The 21,171-nt window shown below is 67.8% G+C and carries 9 protein-coding genes; 5 read left to right on the plus strand and 4 right to left on the minus strand.

Features of this window, described 5'->3' with window-relative positions; translation table 11 throughout:
• Positions 1-66 precede the first annotated feature (66 nt).
• The gene (locus ACEN9H_RS10055; protein ID WP_413674649.1) at positions 67-933 is read right to left on the minus strand and encodes a CheR family methyltransferase; all 867 of its coding nucleotides are present in this window, start codon (positions 931-933) and stop codon (positions 67-69) included.
• Positions 933-5,846, minus strand: a complete 4,914-nt coding sequence (locus ACEN9H_RS10060) for a response regulator (RefSeq protein ID WP_371766487.1) — start codon at positions 5,844-5,846, stop codon at positions 933-935. The genes ACEN9H_RS10055 and ACEN9H_RS10060 overlap by 1 nt, the downstream gene beginning before the upstream one ends.
• A gap of 392 nt (positions 5,847-6,238) precedes the next feature.
• Between ACEN9H_RS10060 and ACEN9H_RS10065 the strand changes: the two genes are divergently transcribed.
• Positions 6,239-6,970 (plus strand): helix-turn-helix transcriptional regulator, encoded by a 732-nt coding sequence (locus ACEN9H_RS10065; protein ID WP_082577398.1) that lies wholly within the window; start codon positions 6,239-6,241, stop codon positions 6,968-6,970.
• On the opposite strand, the gene ACEN9H_RS10070 is transcribed toward ACEN9H_RS10065, so the two are convergent.
• Both ACEN9H_RS10070 and ACEN9H_RS10075 read right to left on the minus strand, forming a co-directional pair.
• On the minus strand, positions 6,945-7,220 hold the full coding sequence (locus ACEN9H_RS10070; protein ID WP_056135468.1) for a helix-turn-helix transcriptional regulator: 276 nt from the start codon (positions 7,218-7,220) through the stop codon (positions 6,945-6,947). The genes ACEN9H_RS10065 and ACEN9H_RS10070 overlap by 26 nt on opposite strands.
• A gap of 165 nt (positions 7,221-7,385) precedes the next feature.
• Positions 7,386-9,425 carry a prolyl oligopeptidase family serine peptidase gene (locus tag ACEN9H_RS10075; RefSeq protein WP_413674650.1) on the minus strand — a complete coding sequence of 680 codons (2,040 nt, stop codon included), beginning with the start codon at positions 9,423-9,425 and terminating at the stop codon, positions 7,386-7,388.
• 87 nt (positions 9,426-9,512) lie between these two features.
• Between ACEN9H_RS10075 and ACEN9H_RS10080 the strand changes: the two genes are divergently transcribed.
• The 4 genes from ACEN9H_RS10080 to recD all read left to right on the plus strand — a co-directional run bounded on the left by ACEN9H_RS10080 (position 9,513) and on the right by recD (position 21,168).
• On the plus strand, positions 9,513-12,122 hold the full coding sequence (locus tag ACEN9H_RS10080) for a CHASE domain-containing protein (RefSeq protein WP_413674651.1): 2,610 nt from the start codon (positions 9,513-9,515) through the stop codon (positions 12,120-12,122).
• Positions 12,123-12,192: 70 nt separating this feature from the next.
• On the plus strand, positions 12,193-15,582 hold the full coding sequence (gene recC, locus ACEN9H_RS10085) for an exodeoxyribonuclease V subunit gamma (protein WP_413674652.1): 3,390 nt from the start codon (positions 12,193-12,195) through the stop codon (positions 15,580-15,582).
• On the plus strand, positions 15,579-19,229 hold the full coding sequence (gene recB, locus ACEN9H_RS10090) for an exodeoxyribonuclease V subunit beta (RefSeq protein WP_413674653.1): 3,651 nt from the start codon (positions 15,579-15,581) through the stop codon (positions 19,227-19,229). Before recC ends, recB begins: the two co-directional genes overlap by 4 nt.
• Entirely contained in the window at positions 19,219-21,168 is a 1,950-nt protein-coding gene (gene recD, locus ACEN9H_RS10095) for an exodeoxyribonuclease V subunit alpha (RefSeq protein WP_413674654.1), read from the plus strand. The genes recB and recD overlap by 11 nt, the downstream gene beginning before the upstream one ends.
• The last annotated feature ends 3 nt before the right edge of the window (positions 21,169-21,171 follow it).

Genomic DNA, 21,171 nt, shown 5'->3' on the forward strand with positions numbered 1-21,171 from the left:
TCGATATCTTTGCGACTTCGGAACCTCAGCATGGATCCCCGCTTTCGCGGGGATGACGGCAGTCTGCTATCCTACCCGCTTGTACCAGGGCCGATCCCCCTCGATCGCCTGGTACCTCCCCGCATACGCATCCGACACGGCCAGCGGCCGGTCCAGGCACAGTACGCCGAAGCGCGCCAGGCTGTCGTGGAACAGCCGCAGCACGCGCTGGCGCAGCACGGGGCCAAAGTCCGACAGCGCGCCGCAGCACAGGATCGCCTGGAATTCGTTGAACGACGCATCCGTCACGAGGCTGTACTGCGACCACGTGATGCGCCGGCGCAGCTGCGGCTGCAGGCGCGCCTGGCCGTCGCGCACTTCGAAATACGTCGACAGCGCGGCATGGCCGCCGCTCGCGGCGTAGCGGGTCTGCGCGGCGTCCAGCGCGGCCACGGGCAGCCACGCGTCCTGCATCTCGGCCACGAGTTCCTCGTTGGCGAGCGTCGCGTGGATGTCCAGCTTGCCCAGCACGCCTTCTTCCGCCAGCACGATGGCCAGGCCCCACGCTTCGCCGACGCCCGCGCATTCCGCCAGCCAGACGCGGGGCAGGGGCCACGCGCGCAGCGACGGCGCCAGCACCGTGCGCAGGCGCTGCGTGTGGCCCGTGTTCTCGAACAGGTCGACGGGCTGCGGCGCCAGCATGCGCAGCAGCGCGGACGCCGCGGCCGGGGCGTGCAATACCTTTTCCTGCAAGCCGGACAAGGTGGCGGCGCCGTGGCCGCGCATGGCGTCGCCCAGCCGCCGGCGCAGGTACGCCCGGTCGTAGCCGCGGAACTCGTGGCCGTAGCGCTGGAACAGTGCCTCCAGCAGCAGCTCCGTTTCCAGCTCCTCGACCGCCAGCCCGGCCGCGAGGCCGGTCCAGGCGCTGGAGTTCACTTGTGTCGCAGGCGCCATCAGTGCAACCACACCCGCATCATCGACAAAAGCTGGGCGACGTCGACCGGCTTGGTGATGTAGTCGGACGCGCCGGCGGCGATGCACTTGTCGCGGTCGCCCTTCATCGCCTTCGCGGTCAGCGTGATGATCGGCAGCGACTTGAACTTCGGGATGCGGCGGATGGCGCGCATCGTGTCGTAGCCGTCCATCTCCGGCATCATGATGTCCATGAGGACGATCTCGATGGTCGGGTCCTTTTCCAGCACCTCGATGCCGTCGCGGCCGTTCTCGGCGAACAGCACCTGCATCTGCTGGCGCTCCAGCAGCGACGACAGCGCGAAGATGTTGCGCAGGTCGTCGTCGACGATGAGCACCTTGCGGCCCGCAAGGCCGCCGTCCGCCGCGTGGATCTCTTCCAGCATGCGGCGCTGCGTCTCCGGCAGACTGGCCTGCGAGCGGTGCAGGAACAGCGCGGTCTCGTCGAGCAGGCGTTCGGGCGAGCGCGCATCCTTGACGACGATGGTCTTGGCGTAGCGCTTCAGCTTCGTGACCTCCTTGCGCGACAGTTCCTGCGCCGTGTAGATCACGATCGGCAGGTCGCGCAACGCCTGCTGCTTGCCGATCTGGTCGAGCAGGTCGAAGCCGGAGATGTCGGGCAGCGTGAGGTCCAGCACCATGCAATCGAAGTGCTGCTGCGCCAGCGCTTCCAGCGCGGCCTTGCCGTCTTCCGCCGTCACGATGCGCACGTCGGAATCGCCGATCAGGCCGACGATCGATTCGCGCTGCGCCATGTCGTCCTCGACGACGAGCAGCGAACGCTTGCCGCCCATCAGGAATTTCTGGATGCGCTTGAATTCTTCCTGCAGCATCTCGCGGCTCACGGGCTTGTTGATGTAAGAGATCGCGCCCTGGCGCAGCGCGCGCTCGCGCTCGCGCAGCGACGACATCACGTGCACCGGGATGTGGCGCGTGCTCGGGTCGCGTTTCAGGCGGTCGAGCACCGTGAAGCCGTCGATGTCCGGCAGGTCGATGTCGAGCAGGATCGCGGACGGCAGGTAGTCGCGCGCCAGCGACAGCGCGGAATCGCCGCGGTGCGTGACGATGCCCTTGAAGTTCTTTTCGCGCGCGAATTCGAGCAGCGTCTTGGCGAAGCGCTCGTCGTCCTCGACGATCAGCACGGACGGGTCGCCCGGCACGATCAGGCCGCGGTCGTCGAGCATGGCCGCGTATTCGACCAGGCTGGCCGACGGGTCGGGCAGGGCGACGCTGGTCACTGCTTCGGGTTCCGCTTCGAGCAGCATCGTCGGCGCCGGCAGGGCCGACGGTTGCGGCTGCGGCGGCGCGAGGCGCGCCGGTTGCGGCTGGCGGGTCTGCTCGTAGTTGATGAAGCCCGCGCGGTTGTACGGCAGGTACAGCGTGAACGTGGAACCGATGTTCACGGTGGATTCCACGCGGATTTCGCCGCCCAGCAGGCGTGCCAGTTCACGCGAGATCGACAGGCCCAGGCCCGTGCCGCCGTACTTGCGGGCGGTGGAGCCGTCGGCCTGCTGGAATGCCTCGAAGATCAGCTGCAGCTTGTCGGCCGGGATGCCGACGCCCGTATCGCGCACGGAGAACGCCAGCACGGCGTCGGCATGCAGCAGGTGCGGGTGGTCGGCCGTCCAGCCGCTCGTCACGAGGCTGATCGTCAGCGACACGTTGCCGTGGCTGGTGAACTTGAACGCGTTCGACAGCAGGTTTTTCAGGACCTGCTGCAGGCGCGTCGTGTCGGTCATGACGGCAGTCGGCAGGTTCTCCGCCAGCTCCACCGAGAAGCCGAGGTGCTTCGCCTCGGCCATGTGGCGGAACGTGCGGTCCACGTAGTTGCGCAGGTTCGAGAAGCGGTATTCCGACACGTCCAGCGTGACCGTGCCCGACTCGATCTTCGACAGGTCGAGAATGTCGTTAATGAGGGTCAGCAGGTCGGAGCCGGAGCCGTGGATCGTCTTCGCGAATTCCACCTGCTTGGACGACAGGTTGCCCTCAGGGTTGTCGGACAGCTGCTGCGCGAGGATCAGCAGCGAGTTCAAGGGCGTGCGCAGCTCGTGCGACATATTGGCCAGGAACTCGGATTTATATTTCGACGACAGCGCCAGCTGCGTGGCCTTTTCTTCCAGCGCCAGCTTCGCCTGTTCCACTTCGCGGTTCTTGCGTTCCACCTCGATGTTCTGCTCGGACAGCAGGCGCGCCTTTTCCGCCAGCTCCTGGTTCGTCTGCTGCAGTTCCTGCGCCAGCGACTGCGACTGGGTCAGCAGCGATTCCGTACGGCTGTTCGCCTCGATGGTGTTCAGCACGACGCCGATCGATTCCATCAGCTGGTCGAGGAAGGAGAGGTGGGTCTCCGTGAAGCGGTCCAGCGACGCGATCTCGATGACGGCCTTGACCTGCTGTTCGAACAGGATCGGCAGCACGACGATGTTGGTCGGCGGCGCGGAACCGAGGCCGGACGACACGACGATGTAGTCGCGCGGGACGTCCGTCAGCCAGATGCGGGTCTTCTCCAGCGCGCACTGGCCGACGAGGCCTTCGCCCGGCAGGAACGACGTCGGCAGCTTGCGGCTGGAGCGGTAGCCGTATGACGCGATCATGCGCAGGCGCGCATCGGCTTCCTGCGAATCCATCATGTAGAACACGCCGTGGTGCGCGGAGACCAGCGGTGCCAGTTCGGACAGGATCAGCTTCGTCACGGCCTGCAGGTCGCGCTGGCCCTGCAGCAGTCGCGTGAAGCGCGCCAGGTTGGTCTTCAGCCAGTCCTGCTGCGCGTTCTTCTGCGTCGTCTCCTTCAGGTTGCGGATCATCTCGTTGATGTTGTCCTTCAGGTAGGACACCTCGCCGCGCGCTTCCACCTGGATGGAACGCGAGAGGTCGCCGCGCGTCACCGCCGTCGCCACTTCACCGATCGCGCGCATCTGGTTCGTCAGGTTGGCCGCGAGCTGGTTGACGTTCTCCGTCAAGTCCTTCCACGTACCCGCGACACCGGACACGTTGGCCTGGCCACCGAGCTTGCCCTCGGTACCCACCTCGCGCGCCACGCGGGTCACCTCGGAGGCGAACGAGGACAGCTGGTCCACCATCACGTTGATGGTGTCCTTCAGTTCGAGAATCTCGCCCTTCACGTCCACGGTGATCTTCTTCGACAGGTCGCCGCGCGCCACGGCGGTGGTCACCGCCGCGATGTTGCGCACCTGGCCCGTCAGGTTCGACGCCATGAAGTTCACGTTGTCCGTCAAGTCTTTCCAGGTACCGCCGACACCCGGCACGTACGCCTGGCCGCCCAGCTTGCCCTCGGTACCCACCTCGCGCGCCACGCGGGTCACCTCGGAAGCGAACGAGGACAGCTGGTCCACCATCACGTTGATGGTGTTCTTCAGTTCCAGGATCTCGCCCTTCACGTCCACCGTGATCTTCTTCGACAGGTCGCCGTTCGCCACGGCGGTGGTCACGTCGGCGATGTTACGCACCTGCGCCGTCAGGTTACCCGCCATCGAGTTCACGCCGTCCGTCAGGTCCTTCCACGTACCCGCGACACCCGGCACGTTCGCCTGGCCGCCCAGCTTGCCCTCCGTACCCACTTCGCGGGCCACGCGCGTCACCTCGGACGCGAAGGAGTTCAGCTGGTCCACCATCACGTTGATGGTGTTCTTCAGTTCGAGAATCTCGCCCTTCACGTCCACCGTGATCTTCTTCGACAAGTCGCCGTTCGCCACGGCGGTGGTCACGTCCGCGATGTTGCGCACCTGGCCCGTGAGGTTACCCGCCATCGAGTTCACGGAGTCCGTCAAGTCCTTCCACGTGCCCGCGACGCCTTTCACCATTGCCTGGCCGCCGAGCTTACCTTCCGTACCGACCTCCCTGGCGACGCGGGTCACCTCCGATGCGAACGAGGACAGCTGGTCCACCATCACGTTGATGGTGTTCTTCAGCTCGAGGATCTCGCCCTTCACGTCCACGGTAATCTTTTTACCGAGGTCGCCGTTCGCCACCGCGGTCGTCACGGCCGCGATGTTACGCACCTGGCCCGTGAGGTTGGACGCCATGAAGTTCACGTTGTCGGTCAAGTCCTTCCACGTGCCCGCGACGCCAGGCACGTACGCCTGGCCACCGAGCTTGCCTTCGGTACCGACCTCGCGCGCCACGCGGGTCACCTCGGAAGCGAAGGAGCGCAGCTGGTCCACCATCACGTTGATGGTGTCCTTCAGCTGCAGGATCTCGCCGCGCACGTCCACCGTGATTTTCTTCGACAAGTCGCCGTTCGCCACCGCGGTGGTCACCTCCGCGATGTTACGCACCTGCGACGTGAGGTTGCCCGCCATCGAGTTCACGGAGTCCGTCAAGTCCTTCCACGTGCCTGCGACGCCGGGGACGTACGCCTGGCCGCCCAGCTTGCCCTCGGTACCGACCTCCCGCGCCACGCGCGTCACCTCGGACGAGAACGACGACAGCTGTTCCACCATCGTGTTCGCGGTGGTCGCCGCGCGCAGGTACTGGCCCTTCAGCGGGTGGCCGTCCACTTCCAGCGCCATCGTCTGCGACAAATCGCCCTTCGCGACGGCGCCGATGACGCGCGCCATTTCCGTCGTCGGGCGCACGAGGTCGTCGATCAGCGTATTGACCGAGCTGATGATGGTGGACCAGCCGCCGACGACGCCGGGCACGGAGGCGCGCTGCGTCAGATGGCCTTCACGGCCCACCACGCGCGACACTTCGGTGACTGCCTCGACCATTTTTTCCTTGGTCTCGATGATGTCGTTCAAGGTGTCGGCGATCTTGCCGGACACGCCGGTCCAGTCGGACGGCATGCGTACCGAGAAGTCGCCTTTTTTCAGCGCCATCAGCGTGGACAGCAGCAGCTTGACATCGAGCTGTTCAGCCATGTCGGTCATGTTATTCATTGACTAAAGATCCTCGAAGAGAAAGCGGAAGGGGCTGGCGCATGGTTTTCAGGCAACGCGCATTGTTAAATGCTAAGGAAACGCAACGATACACCCGTGTTCGGTCGAGTCAAGCATGCATATGGCCAGGCCGACAGGATTGTTTCGAATCCACCATAAACTTGCATTTTTGAAATTTTAAATGGACAATTCGCGCGAGGATATTCGAAAATCGTAAAGACTGGCGCACGCTTCGATGGCGGACGATGTTCAACATGTATCGGAACGACAACTGATCCAATGTCAGGGCTCTGCCATAATGAATAAAAGACCAATTTTTCGTGCTTTTTGGTTACAACTCAACTAGCATAGCGGGGTGTCATTACACCCCATTCAAACAGCGCGAGGCATCCATGAAGACCGTCGATTTGGACGAGTTGTTACATACCGACACCGCGTCCAGTTGGGGCGAAGCGCTGTTCGCCCTCGGCCGCCACTATGGGTTCGAGAAGGTCTTGTTCGGCATGTCGGGCTCGCGCCACGCGCGGCTCGAGAACGCATTTATACAGAGTAATTACCCGACAAAATGGCGCGAACGTTATGACGCCGAGCGGTTCGCCTATGTCGATCCGGTCGTCAGCCATTGCCTCGCCACCACCTTGCCGCTGATCTGGCAGCCGGAAATCTTCCGCAGCCCGGCCCAGCGCGCGCTGTATGAAGAGGCCTGCACGTACGGCATCCGCGCCGGCGTGACGTTTCCGATCCACGGTCCGAACGGGGAGTTCGGCCTGCTGAGTTTTGCCGTCGACACGGCGGCGGATGGCGCCTTCCTGCGCGACGTGTCGAGCATGCTGGCCGATCTGGCGCTGGTGCGGGATTATGCGTACGCGTCGGGCGTGCGTTTCTGTCCGCCGCCTGCGCAGGAGGCGGCGCCGCGCCTGACCCCGCGCGAGCTGGAGGTGCTCAACTGGGTCATGGTGGGCAAATCGTCGTGGGAAATTTCAAAAATCACCGGCTGTTCCGAGGCGACGGTGAACTTCCATATGGGCAATATTCGCCAGAAGTTCAACGTCAACACCCGGCAACAGGCGGTCGTGCGGGCCATCTCGCTGGGGTTGATTACCCCAGAAGATCACCATCGTTGAGCTTGCCGTTGACATAGAGTTTCAACAGCAGCGCGACCGGGGCCGGAATGGCCAGGCCCGTTTCGAAGCGGCTGCCGCTGGATTGCGTGACGCCAAATCTGCCCCAGAATTTTTCCTGGCTTTCGCGCTTGCTGATCCGGTATTTTTTCAGGTCGCTGACGGAGGGCGCCAGGGATGCGGGCGTTTTCATCATCAGGGTGCCTGCCGACGGTTCCCGCAGGCTTGCTTCGGTAACGAAATCATTAGCCATCGCCGCTCCTCCATGGAAAGATGTGTGAGAAACAAGTATTCCATGCAACATTCATTTAGCGTCCTAGCAACCCTGCTAGTTTCATATCGAATGTGCCGGTTGCGTTAGCTCGCTAACTGATGGTTACCGGCGGAACGGGTCATGTCCAGCGTTTTCCAAGTGCAATTACTTGAGTTCCCTCAAAAGAAACGCATAGGTCAGCGCCCACATCGTCGCCGTCTGCTCGTTGTTCGCCGCGCCGGCATGGCCGCCCTCCGTGTTTTCCCAGTACAGTACGTCGTGCCCCTGGTCGCGCATCCGCGCCGCCATCTTGCGCGCGTGGCCGGGGTGGACGCGGTCGTCGCGGGTCGACGTCGTGAACAGCACGCGCGGATACTGCCTGTCCGGCGAAACGTTGTGGTACGGCGAGTAGCGGGCGATGTAGTCCCATTCGTCGGGATCGTCCGGGTCGCCGTACTCGCCGATCCACGACGCGCCGGCCAGCAGCTCGTGATAGCGGCGCATGTCCAGCAGCGGCACCTGGCAGGCGACGGCGCCGAACAGGTCCGGCCGCTGCGTCAGTGCCGCGCCCACGAGCAGTCCGCCATTGCTGCCGCCCATGATGCCCAGGTGGGGCGGGGTCGTGATGCCGCGGCGGATGACGTCCTCGGCGACCGCGAGGAAATCGTCGAACGCCTTTTGCCGGTTTTCCTTCAGCGCCGCCTGGTGCCAGCGCGGCCCGAACTCGCCACCGCCGCGGATGTTCGCGAGGACATACACGCCGCCCTGCGCGAGCCACGCCTCGCCCGTCGTGCCGCTGTAGAACGGCGTCAGCGACACTTCGAAGCCGCCGTAGCCGTACAGCAGGGTCGGATGCGTGCCGTCCAGCGGCGCGTCCTTGCGCATCACGACGAAATACGGGACGTGCGTGCCGTCGGGCGATTGCGCCGTGAACTGGCTGACGGCATACGGCGACGCGTCGAAGAACGCCGGCATCGACTTCAACAGTTCGCGGCCGTCGCGGCCGGCCTCGATCAGATACAGGCTGCTCGGCGTGAGGAAGTCGGTCACGGTGAGAAACGCATGGTCGGACTCGTACTCGTCGACCGCGGCGACGTGCAGCGCGCCCATGCCGGGTGCGTCCACGTCGCGCCGTTGCCAGCGGCCATCCGCGCGCTGCCATTCGATGATCCGGTTCTTGACGTTGTCGAGGATCGTGAGGAACAGCGCGCCCCGCGTCGCCGCGATGCCGTCCAGCGACGTCGTCGGCGAGGGTTCGAACAGCACGTCGAAATCGCGGCTGCCATCCAGGAAGCGGTCGAAGGCAATGGCGAGCAGGGCGCCCTGCGGCCACGTGCGGTCCCCAAGCGTCCAGTCCGAGCGCAGTTCGACGATGAACTGGTCGCGCAGCGCGAACGCGTTCGCGTCCAGCGGTTTGTCGATGGGCTCGAGCTGCCCGCTCGCGGGATCGCGCAGGAACAGCTCGCTGCTGTAGAAATCGATCTGGCGCAGCACGAACTGGCGCTCGTGGCCCGGGGTCGGGTCGTGCCAGGCGGAGACGGACAAGTCGTCTTCCTGCGCTTCGTAGACGAGCGCGGCGTCTTCCAGGCGCGTGCCGCGCTTCCACGCCTTGACGATGCGCGGATAGCCCGATTCCGTCATCGAGTCCGGCCCGAAGTCCGTCGCGACGAACAGGGTATCCGCGTCTATCCAGCCGACGCTCGACTTCGCTTCCGGCAAGGTGAAGCCGCCGTCGACGAAGGACAGTGCCGCCACGTCGAACTCGCGCACGACGTGGGCATCGCCGCCGCCGCGCGACAACGAGACGAGGCAGCGCGTGCCGTGCGGTTCCAGGAAGGAGACGCCCGCCCACACCCAGTTCTCGTTTTCAAGGCGGGCGAGGGCGTCCAGGTCCAGCACCGTTTCCCAGGCGGGCGCCGGCTTGCGGTATTCGGCCAGCGTCGTGCGGCGCCAGATCCCGCGTTCGTGGTCGGCATCGCGCCAGAAATTGTAGAAGCGGCCGTCGTGGTGGCCGGCGTAGGGGATGCGGTCGCGCGCATCGAGGATCGTCTTCAGCCGCGTGCGCAAGGCCGCGTAGCCGGGCAGGGCGGTGAGTTCGCGCTCCGTCTCCGCGTTGCGTTCGGCCACCCAGCCGAGCGCGCGGCCGGAATCGACGTCTTCCAGCCACAACCAGGGGTCGAGTTGTCCATTATCCGCTTCACGCATATGTATTCCTTATTGTTGAACTCGCCATTTAGGCCTGATTCGGACATACTAGCAAACATCTAAAGATTTCCTTCAGGCAATTAAGCCATGGGTGGCATCACGACGCGCAACACGGGAAAGACGGCCGCGCTTTGGGCCGGCGGGGCCGCACTGGCCCTGCTGGCCGGCGCCGGGTTGTATCTGGGCGCGGCGCACGCGGTCGACATCGAGACCCAGGCCCGCTTCGACCACCTGGCGCGCACCGGCCGCCAGCAACTGGCCGGCGCGGTGCACTCCTACGCGGACGTCGTGCGGGGCCTGGCCGGCCTGTTCCAGGCAAGCGGCACCGTCACGCGGCTGGAATTCCACCGCTACGTCCAGACGCTGGGCGTGGCCGAGCACTATCCGGCGCTCGAATCGGTCAACTACGCAGCGTACGTGGAGGCCGGCGCGCGCGACGCGTTCGTTGCGGGCGTGCGCGCGGACCGCAGCCTCGACCCGGCCGGCTATCCCGACTTCACGATCCGGCCCGCCGTGCGGCGTCCCGCGCACACCGTGCTGACTTACCTGGAGCCGTGGCTGGCCGAGAAGGCCGGTGCGGACCTTGCGGGCGGCGCGCCCGCGGTCGCGCAGGCGCTCGAGCGGGCGCGCGACAGCGGCCGCATGACGGCATCCGGCAAGCCGATCGTCGTGGAGCATCCCGTGCGCCATCTCGGCCTGGGCCTGCGCATGCCCGTCTACCGCACGGACGGCGCCGTTCCGCCCGACGTCGAAGGCCGGCGCGCCGCGTATGCGGGCTCCGTCGGCATCGGCTTTTCCGTGCCGGCCCTCGTGCGCGGCGCGCTGCCGGGCGGCGACCAACCGGTCGCGCTGCAGCTGTATGCGGCCGCCGACAACCGGGCGGCCGGCCCGCTGCATGTCAACGAGGCGGACAACCTGCTGTACGACGGCGCCGGCGCGGCGCTGAACAATGCCGGCGATCTGATGGAAACCGTGCTGCCCGTACGCTTCGACGACAACCTGTGGAAAGCCCGCTTCGTCGCCCGCCGCGCCGACCTCGTCGACGGTTTCGGCCGCGTCTTCCCCTGGCTGGCCGGCGCGGGCGGCTTCGGCGCGACATTCCTTGCGTTTGCGCTGTTCCTCAACCTGGCCCGCTCGCGCAAGACGGCCGTGGACCAGCGCCGGCTGCTCGACCTCGTGCTGGACAACGTCGACGCCTACGTCTACCTGAAGGACCGCGACCGCCGCTACCGCTACGTCAACGCGAAGATGGCCGCCGCCTGCGGCCTGCCGGCGCACGAGATCGTGGGGCGGCGCGACCGTGAGGTGATGCCGTCCGCGCAGGCCGACGCGCTGTGGACGCTGGACCAGCCCGTGCTGGAACTGGGCGAAAAACGCGCGGTGCAGAACGCCTTCGCCGGCAGCGACGGCGTCCCGCGCCAGGTGTGGAGCGTGAGGGTGCCCGTGCGCTTCGCCGGCGATGGCGACGCCGGGGCGGTGCTGTGCGTGTCGACGGACGTGACCGAACTGCACGCGCTGAAGGCGCAAGCCGACGCGGCGAGCCGCGCCAAGAGCGACTTCCTGTCCAACATGAGCCACGAGATCCGCACGCCGATGAACAGCATTATCGGCATGGCCTACCTGGCGGGCAAGCGCGCGGACGACCCGAAGCAGCGCGACTACCTGGGCAAGATCCAGCATTCGGCGCAGCACCTGCTGGGCATCATCAACCACATCCTCGACTTTTCCAAGATCGAGGCCGGCAAGGTCGAGCTGGAACTGCGCGACTTCACATTCGACGCGCTGAAGCGCAACGTCGAGAGCCAGTTGGGCGCGCAGGCGTCGGCGCGGGGCCTGGAACTCGTGTTCGACGTGGCGTCCGAGCTGAAGTGGCCCGTCCGCGGCGATCCGCTGCGGCTGGAACAGGTGCTGCTGAACTTCGTCGGCAACGCCATCAAGTTTTCCGACCAGGGCACCATCCACGTGCGGGCCCGCGTCGAACGGACGGTGGGGGCCGACGTGCTCGTGCGCTTCGAGGTCGAGGACCGCGGCATCGGCATCGCCGCGGACGACCTGGCGCAGCTGTTCACGCCGTTCCACCAGGCCGACCCGTCGTCGACGCGCGTGCACAGCGGCACGGGCCTGGGCCTCGTCATCAGCAAGCAGCTGGCGGAGTTGATGGGCGGCGAGGCCGGTGCGACGAGCGTGCCGGGGCAGGGGAGCACGTTCTGGTTCACGGCGCGCCTGCGGCCGTTGACGGCCTTGCGCCCTGCAGCGCCGGCACCGCAGGCGAAGGCGGGTGCAGAAGCGGCGGCGCTCGCGGGCTGCACGATCCTGCTCGTCGAGGACAATGCGTTCAACCAGCTGGTGGCGCGCGAACTGCTGGAGGATGCCGGCGCGCGCGTCGTCGTCGCGGACGATGGCGCCCAGGCGCTGGACCGGCTGGCGGAAGGGCCCGTCAACTGCGTCCTGATGGACGTGCAGATGCCCGTGATGGATGGCTACGAGGCCACGCGCCGCATTCGTGCGGATGCGCGGCTGGCCGGCGTGAAAGTGATCGCGATGACGGCGAATGCCGGGATCGAGGACCAGGCCCGCTGCCTCGCGGCCGGCATGGATGAATTCCTGACGAAGCCGGCGGCGCCCGAGGCCTTGATCGCGACGATCGCGCGCGCGCTCGGCCGCGTGGACACGCGCCAGCAGGATCACCAGGCCTGAACGCCGGTCAGCTCTACCGCCGGAGCCCCGGAAGTAGTATGCTGCGCGAGTCGCTTCTCCACGTCCCGTCATGCCATCCCCGATCCGCCCCGGCCTCCTCATCCTGCACGGCAACCAGATGGAGCTGTTGCGCGCCGCCGTCTTCGACTGGCTGCGCGACAATCCGCTCGGTCCGCTGGAAGAAGAGATCATGCTCGTCCAGTCCAACGGCGTCGCCGAGTGGCTCAAGATCGCGCTGGCGGAAGAGCTGGGCGTGTGCGCGGCCACGCGCGTGGCGCTGCCGGCGCGCTTCCAGTGGGAGGCGTACCGCGGCATGCTGGGTCCGGAACGGGTGCCGCGCCGCTCGCCGTTCGACAAGGACGCGCTCACGTGGCGTCTCATGCGCCTGCTGCCCGAGCTGCTGGAAAAGGATAAATTCGAACCGCTGCGCCATTTTCTCTCCGACGGCGACGCCGAGCGCCGCCTGCAGTTGGCCGAACGTCTCGCGGATTTGTACGACCAGTACCAGGTCTACCGCGCCGACTGGCTCACCGACTGGGCGGAAGACCGTGACCAGCTGCGCCGCCCCGGAGGCGAGCCGATCCCGCTGGCGCCGGACCAGTGCTGGCAGGCGCAACTCTGGCGCGAGATCCACGCGAGCCTGCCGCCGGAGCGCCGCTGGTCCGGCCGCGCGACGATCCACCAGCAATTCATGGCGGCGGTGATGGAAGACCGCGAACCCGTGCTGCGCCTGCCGCGCCGCGTGATCCTGTTCGGCATGTCGACCCTGCCGTACCAGACGATCCAGGCAATGGCGGGCCTGTCGCGCCACACGCAGGTGCTGCTGGCCGTGCCGAATCCGTGCCAGTTCTACTGGGGCGACATCATCGAAGGCCGCGAACTGCTGCGCGCGACCTATAAACGGCAACAGCACCGCAACGGGAGCGACCTGTCCGACATCCCCGTCGAACAGCTGCACGCGCACAGCCACCCGCTGCTCGCGAGCTGGGGACGGCAGGGCCGCGACTTCGTGCGCATGCTCGACGAATTCGACAACGGAGAAGGCGCGCAATTCGGCAACCTGCGCATCGACCTGTTCTCCGATGACGAGCCCGAGACCTTGCTCGGCCAGGTGCAGGCCGCCGTACGCGATTTGCTGCCGCTGTCGGAGCATCCGCACACGCCGCCTCCGCCCGGCGACCGGTCGATCGAGTTCCATATCGCCCACAGCGCGCAGCGGGAAGTCGAGGTACTGCACGACCAGCTGCTGTCGTGGTTCGCGCAAGAGGGGGACGATCCCCTGCGTCCGCGCGACGTCGTCGTGATGGTGCCGGACATCGAGGTCTTCTCGGCCGCCGTCCACGCCGTGTTCGACCAGCACAAGCGCAGCGACCCGCGCTACATCCCGTTCGAGATCGGCGACGTCAAGGACCGCAGCGTCAATCCTTTATTGGTCGCACTCGAATGGCTGCTGCGCCTGCCGCAGCAGCGCTGCCGCCAGAGCGAGGTGCGCGACCTGCTCGACGTGCCCGCGCTGGCCGCCCGCTTCGGCCTGGAAGAAGCCGATCTGCCGATCCTCGGCCACTGGATCGAGGGTGCCAGCGTGCGCTGGGGCCTGGACCAGCGCCACCGCGCGGGACTCGGCCTCGGCTCGGCCGGCGAACAGAATTCCTGGCTGTTCGGCGTGCGCCGCATGCTGCTCGGCTATGCGACCGGTCACGGCGCCAGCTTCCGCGATATCGAACCGTATCCGGAAGTGGGCGGCCTCGATGCCGCGCTCGCGGGCTCGCTGGCGGAACTGGTCGAAGCGCTGCTCGCATGGCGCGAAGACCTCGACAGGGTGCAAACCCCGATGGCCTGGGGCGATTGCGCCCGTGCGCTGCTGGCACGGTTCTTCCGCGCGACGAACGAGGAAGACCGCCTGATGCTGCACCAGCTGGAAGAAGCGCTGCAATGTTGGCTGGAGATCTGCGAGAACGCGCTGTTCGACGAACCCGTGCCGCTCGCCGTGATGCGTGAGGCGTGGCTCGGCCAGCTCGACCAGCCGGCGCTGTCGCACCAGTTCGTATCCGGCGGCGTCACGTTCTGCACGCTGATGCCGATGCGCGCCGTGCCGTTCCGCGTCGTCTGCCTGCTCGGCATGAACGATGGCGATTTCCCGCGCCGCGGCCACCAGTCCGATTTCGACCTGCTGGCTCTGCCGGGTTTGAGCCGCCCGGGCGACCGCTCGCGCCGTGACGACGACCGCTACCTGATGCTGGAAGCGGTGCTGGCCGCGCGCGACAAGCTGTACGTGAGCTGGGTGGGCCGCAACGTGCGCGACAATACGGAGCAGCCGGCGTCCGTGCTCGTGTCGCAACTGCGCGATTATCTTGCCGCCGGCTGGGACCTCGACCTGGCCGAGCGCACGACCGTGCACGCGCTGCAGCCGTTCTCGCGCCGCTATTTCGAGCGCGGCGGCCTGCTCACGTATGCGGGCGAGTGGCGGTCGGCGCACGGCGCCGAAGCTGCAGGCGTCGGCGACGACGTGCTGCCGCCGTTCGAACTGGATGCCGACTACCGGCTCACCCTGGGCGAGCTGGCGAGCTTCCTGCGCCAGCCCGCGCGCTTCTTCTTCCGCCGCCGCCTCGGCGTGACGTTCACGGACCTGGAAGTCGTCGGCGAGGACGAGGAACCGTTCTCGCTCGATGCGCTCGACCGCTACTTCCTGGAAGACACGCTGCTGGACGACAGCGGCACGCCGGAAGCGCCGGACGACGTGCGCCAGGTGCTGGAGACGCGCGCCGCGCGGCTCGCGCGCGAAGGCGTGCTGCCGATCGGCCTCGTGGGCCGGCAATGGCAGCAGCAGCTCGTCGACGACCTCGTGCCCGTGCGCCGCGCCTGGCTCGCGCTGGGCGCGCGCTATCCGACACCGGCGCCGAAACTCGTCGTCAGCGTGGAGGCGGGCGGCGTGCGCATCGACGACTGGATCGACCGCCTGCGCAGCAACGACGAGGACACCGTGTGGCTGCTGCAGATGTCGTCCAAGGTGCTGGACCGCAAGGGCGAGCCGCGCGGCGACAAACTGATCGGCCCGTGGCTGCGCCAGCTGGCCGCCGCCGCGATGGGCGAGCGCGTGGGCGGCGTGCTCGTCGCGCGCGACGCGAGCCTCGCGATGGCGCCGCTGGAACGTGGCCAGGCGCTCGCGCAACTGGAGACGCTGGTGGCGCTGTGGCGCTCGAACCTCGACCGGCCGCTGCCCGTCGCGTGCAAGACGGCGCTGGCGCACTTCTCCGGCGGCGACGCGCGCGAGACGTATGACGGCGGCTTCGAAATCGACGGCGAAGTCACCGACCCGTGCCTCGCGCGCCTGTGGCCCGAATTCGCCTTGTTGCGCGCCGCCGGCGGCTGGCCGCTCGTGGCGGAAGCGTTGTACGGTCCGCTGGTCGCATGGCTGAAGGACAGCGTGACGGTGACCCGCTTCGAAGGAGGCGAACAATGAGCCAGCTGCTCGACGCCCTGAGCTTCCCGCTGCACGGCTCGCGCCTCATCGAGGCCAGCGCGGGCACGGGCAAGACGTGGACCATCGCCGCGCTGTACCTGCGCCTCGTGCTGGGCCACGGCGGCGACGACGGTTTCACCCGTCCGCTGATGCCGCCCGAGATCCTCGTCATGACCTTCACCCGCGCGGCCACGCGCGAGCTGTCGAACCGCGTGCGCGAGCGTCTCGTGCAGGCGGCGGCGTGCTTCCGCGGCGAGATCGAGCCGGACGATCCCTATCTCGAAGCGCTGGCCGACGCGTATGACGACGAAGCGTCGCGCCTCGTCGCCGCGCACCGGCTGGTCCTCGCGGCCGAGACGATGGACGAGGCGGCGATCTTCACCATCGATGCGTGGTGCCAGCGCATGCTGCGCGAGCACGCGTTCGACAGCGGCAGCCTGTTCGACGAAGAACTCGTCAGCGACGAGCGCGCGCTGTTCGAGGATGCCGCGCACGATTACTGGCGCCAGCACGTGTACCCGCTGTCCGGCGCGGCGCTCACGAGCCTCCTGTCCTGCTGGAGCGACGTCGACGCGCTGAAGCGCTCCGTGCGCGAGCTGGTGCAGCGCGCGGGCCGCATCGACGACGGCATCGGCAACCTGGGCGAGCGGCCGCTGGGCGCCATCATCGCCGAGGCGGAACGCGGGCAGCGCGATGCGTTGCAGCGGCTGAAGGACGGCTGGCAGGCGCGCGCCGACGCGATGGAATCGTGGATCGCGGCGCAGCGCAGCGTGAATCCGAAGGCGTTCAACGGCAACAAGATGCGTCCGGATTCGCTGGCGAAAGCGTTCGATGCGCTGCGCCGCTGGGCGGACGACCCGCAAGCCCACTATCCGCAACTCACCGACGCGCTGTGGGCCCGCCTGACGCCCGACGGCATCCTCGATGCGTTCAGCAAGGATCACGCCGCGCCGATTCCCGAATGTTTCGAGCACACGTCCGCGCTCAAGGAAGGACTCGATGCGATCGCGCCGGTAGCGCACGCGCTGCTGCGCCACGCCGCCTGCGCCATCGCGCACCGCATGGCGGAACTGAAGCGCCGCAACCGCCAGTTCGGTTTCGCCGACATGCTGGCGCGCCTGAAGGATGCGCTGGAGGGGCCGAACGGCGAGGCGCTGCGCCGCCGCATCCTCGACCAGTATCCGGTGGCGATGGTCGACGAATTCCAGGACACGTCGCCCGACCAGTACCGCATCTTCGACCTGCTGTACCGCGTGGCCGACAACGATCCGGCGCGCGGCCTGTTCCTCATCGGCGACCCGAAGCAGTCGATCTACGGCTTCCGCGGCGCCGACATCCACAGCTACCTGTCGGCGCGCCGGGCCACGCACGGCCGCCACTACCAGCTCGGCACGAACTACCGCTCGACGCGCCAGCTCGTCGCCGCCGTCAACCAGCTGTTCCGCCACGCGGAAGGGAATTATGCGGCGGGCGCCTTCCGCTTCCGCAAGGGCGACGAGAATCCGCTGCCGTTCGACGCGGTCGACGCGGCGGGTCGCAAGCAGCAGCTCGTCGGCGTCGACGGACCGTTCCAGGCGCTGGCCGTCGGCCTGGCGGACATCGACGACCTGCGCGCGGACGACTACCGCGAATTCTTCGCCCAGCACTGCGCCGAGCACATCGTCCGGCTGCTGAACGATGCGCGCGTCGGCTTCGAAGACGACGCCGGGACGTTGACACGCCTGATGCCGGCCGATATCGCGATCCTCGTGCGCGACCGGCGCGAGGCGGCGGCCGTGCGGCGCGCGCTCGTGCAGCGCAAGGTCGCGAGCGTGTACCTGTCGGACCAGGATTCCGTCGTCGAGAGCGACGAGGCGCGCGACGTGCTGCGCTGGCTGCAGGCGGTGGCGAACCCGCTCGACGTCACGCTCGCGCGCGCCGCGTTCGCGACCGGGACGTGCGCGCTGCCGCTGGCGGAACTGGCGCAGCTCGCGAGCGACGAACTGGCGTGGGAACTCCGCGTCGAACAACTGAAATCGCTGCACCAGGCGTGGCAGCGGCAGGGCGTGCTGGCGATGCTGCGCCGCTTCATCCACGAACTGGGCCTGCCCGCCAAGCTGCTGGCGGCGCCTGGCGGCGAGCGCCGCCTGACGAATTTGCTGCACCTCGCGGAACTGCTGCAGGAAGCGAGCCGCGAACTGGATGGCGAACAGGCGCTGATCCGCTGGTTCGCCGAACAGGTGGAAGGCGTGGGAGAAGGCGGCGACGAACGGGTGCTGCGGCTCGAGTCGGACGCGGAACTGGTCAAGGTCGTCACGGTGCACAAATCGAAGGGCCTGGAATATCCGCTCGTGTACCTGCCGTTCGCCGTCACCGCGCGCAAGACGGACCGCCGCAACCGCGCATTCTTCGAATACGTGGAAGAGGATGGCGAGCGCCGCATCGACCTCGCGCTGTCCGACGCGGCGCTGGAAGCCGTCGACCGCGCGCGCCTGGAAGAAGACCTGCGCCTGCTGTACGTCGCGTTGACGCGGGCGCGCCATTTCCTGTGGCTGGGTGTCGCCGCCGTCGCCGCGCGCAAGAAGGGCGAGAACCAGCTGCACGAATCGGCGCTGGGCTATCTGCTGACGGGCGGCGCCCCCGTGCCCGCGGCCGCCGTGCGCGAGCGCTGGGAACACCTGCGCGGCGACGTCGACGGCATCGAGCTGCATGCGCTGGCGAGCCCGGACGGCTGCACGCGGCTGGCAAGGCAGGACGTGCGGCCGGAGCTCGTCGAGCCGCCGCGGTTCGACGCGCGCTTCGAGCGCAACTGGGCCGTGGGCTCGTTCACGTCGCTCACGAAAAACACGGTGGCCGTCGCGCCGCCGACGCGGCCGCAGGAAGAGAATTTGCTGGAGGAAGAAGACCCGGGCGTCGTGCCGGTCACGCACAGCGAGGACGCGCCGTGGCACCGCTTCCCGCGCGGCGCCGGTCCCGGCAACTTCCTGCACGAGCAACTCGAGTGGATGGCCAGGGAAGGCTTCGGCCAGGTCGACGATGAAGCGTTCCGCGTCCGCCTCGCGCAGCGCATCCAGCGCGCCGGCTGGGGCAACCGCCTCGACGACGCGCTGGCCTGGCTGCGCATGGTCGCCGTCACGCCGCTGCCGCCCGTCGGCTGCGCGCTGGCGGACATCGATGCGCCGCTGGCCGAGATGGAATTCTGGTTCCCCAGCCGCCAGCTGGACGTCGCGGCGCTCGACCGCCTGTGCCGCCAGCGCATGCTGGGGAATACGCCGCGCCCGATCCTGCCGGAGCGCCAGCTGCACGGCATGCTGAAGGGCTTCACGGACCTCGTGTTCGAATGCCACGGCCGCTACTGGGTGCTGGACTACAAATCGAATGCGCTGGGACCGGGCGACACCGCGTACACGCAGGCCGCGATGGCGGCCGGCATGGCCGGGCACCGCTACGACATCCAGGGCGCCATCTACATGCTGGCCGTGCACCGGCTGCTGCGCGCGCGCCTCGGGGCCGACTATTCGCCGCGCGAGCACCTGGGCGGCGCCGTGTTCCTGTTCCTGCGCGGGATCGGCAACCCGGCCACGCACGGCTGCTACCTGATCGAGCCGGACGTGGAACTGCTGGACGGCCTCGATCGCCTGCTGGGAAAGGACGCGCATGAAGCCTGACGTCATCGATACCGGCGCCTTCTGGGCCGAAGTCGAACGCCTGACCGAGGCGGGCGAGTTGCGCCGCCTGTCCGGCGTGTTCGCCCGCTTCGTTGCGAGCCTGGGCGAGGCCGCGTGCGCCAAGTCGACGCCGCTGCTGCTCGCGGCCCTCGTGCTGTCCGAACTGGAAGGGCGAGGCCACAGCTGCCTGCTGCTGGACGACCTGGCGGGCGATCCGGCCGCGCTGCTCGGCTGGGCCGACGAGGATTGGAAGGCGCTCGCGAAAGCGGCGAAACCGCTGCCGCGCGGCGTGAAGGGGTGGGTGTCGCAACTGGCCACATGCGACCAGGTGTGGCGCGTGGGCGACCTCGATTACGACCAGCCGCTCGTGCTGGACGACACGCGCCTGTACCTGCGCCGCTACTGGCGCGACGAGACGCTCGTCGCCACGTGCGTGCGCGTGCGCGCGCAGGAGCGCCGCGACGTCGACATCGACCAGGCGCATACATGGCTGGAAGCGCTGTTCGGCGCCCAGCGCGCGGGCGAGACGCCGGACTGGCAGCGCATCGCCTGCGCCGTCGCCCTGCGGGGCGCGTTCGCCATCATCACGGGCGGACCGGGTACCGGTAAAACGTACACGGTGGCGCGGCTGCTGGCGCTGTTGTTCGCGACGGCGCCGGACGCCGCGCGCCAGCGCATCGCACTGGCCGCCCCGACGGGCAAGGCGGCGGCGCGCCTGAAGCAGTCGATCGACAAGGCGCTGACCGACCTGGCCGACCGCGTCGGCGGCGCCTTGCCGCTGCGCGAACTGACGACGCGCATGGGCGCCGCGCGCACCTTGCACAGCCTCCTGGGCGCGCGTCCGGACACGCGCAGCTTCGCGCATCATCGCGGCAATCCGCTCGACGTCGATGTGCTGATCGTCGACGAGGCGTCGATGGTGCACCTGGAAATGATGGCGTCGCTGCTGGACGCGCTGCCAGCGGGCGCCACGCTGGTCCTGCTGGGCGACAAGGACCAGTTGGCGTCGGTGGAAGCGGGCGCCGTGCTGGGCGACCTGTGCCACGATGCGCAGGCCGGGCGCTACGATGCCGACACGCGCGCGTACGTGCGGGCCGCGAGCGGCGAGACGATCCCCGCCGAATATGAAGGGCAGGGCGGCCCGCTCGCCCAGCAGACCGTGATGCTGCGCCACAGCCGCCGCTTCGGCGGCCCGATCGGCAAGCTGGCGCTGGCCGTCAACGCGGGCGACGTCGACGGCGCCGCCGCCGCGCTGCGCGCACCCGACGCAGCCGGCGTGCTGCGCTGGATCGAGCACGCGCACCAGCACCATGTGATCCAGCTGGCGAACGAGGGTTACCGCCCGTATCTCGAACTGCTGCGCGCCGGCAGCGGAGGCCATGGTAGCCACGAAGACTGGGTGCGCGCCGTGCTGCAGCGCTTCGAAGCGTTCCGCGTGCTGTGCGCCGTGCGCGAAGGCGAGTGGGGCGTCGAAGGCCTGAACGAGGCCATCGAACTGCGCCTCGCGCACGCGGGCCTGATCGTGCGCGGCGACTGGTACGTGGGCCGCCCCGTCATGGTCACCCGCAACGACTACCCGACGGGCACGTTCAACGGCGACATCGGCCTCGCGTTGCCGGACCCGGCGCGTCCCGGTTCGCTGCGCGTGTGGTTCCTGGAAGGCGACAACGTGCGCAGCGTGCTGGCCACGCGCCTGCGCCACGTGGAGACGGCGTACGCGATGACGGTCCACAAATCGCAGGGCTCGGAATTCGCGCACACGGTGCTGGCCCTGCCGAAAGAGGGGGGCGCCGTGCTGGCGCGCGAGCTAGTCTATACGGGCATCACGCGCGCGAGCCGCCAGTTCACCCTGACGACGCCGGCGCCGGCCGTGCTGGGCGAGGCGATCCTGCGCCGTACGCACCGGGCCAGCGGGTTGCGGGGGATGGTCGAGAAATAACAC

The sequence above is a fragment of the Massilia cellulosiltytica genome (genome assembly GCF_047325105.1).
In the GTDB taxonomy this organism is placed as follows: domain Bacteria; phylum Pseudomonadota; class Gammaproteobacteria; order Burkholderiales; family Burkholderiaceae_D; genus Telluria; species Telluria orientalis.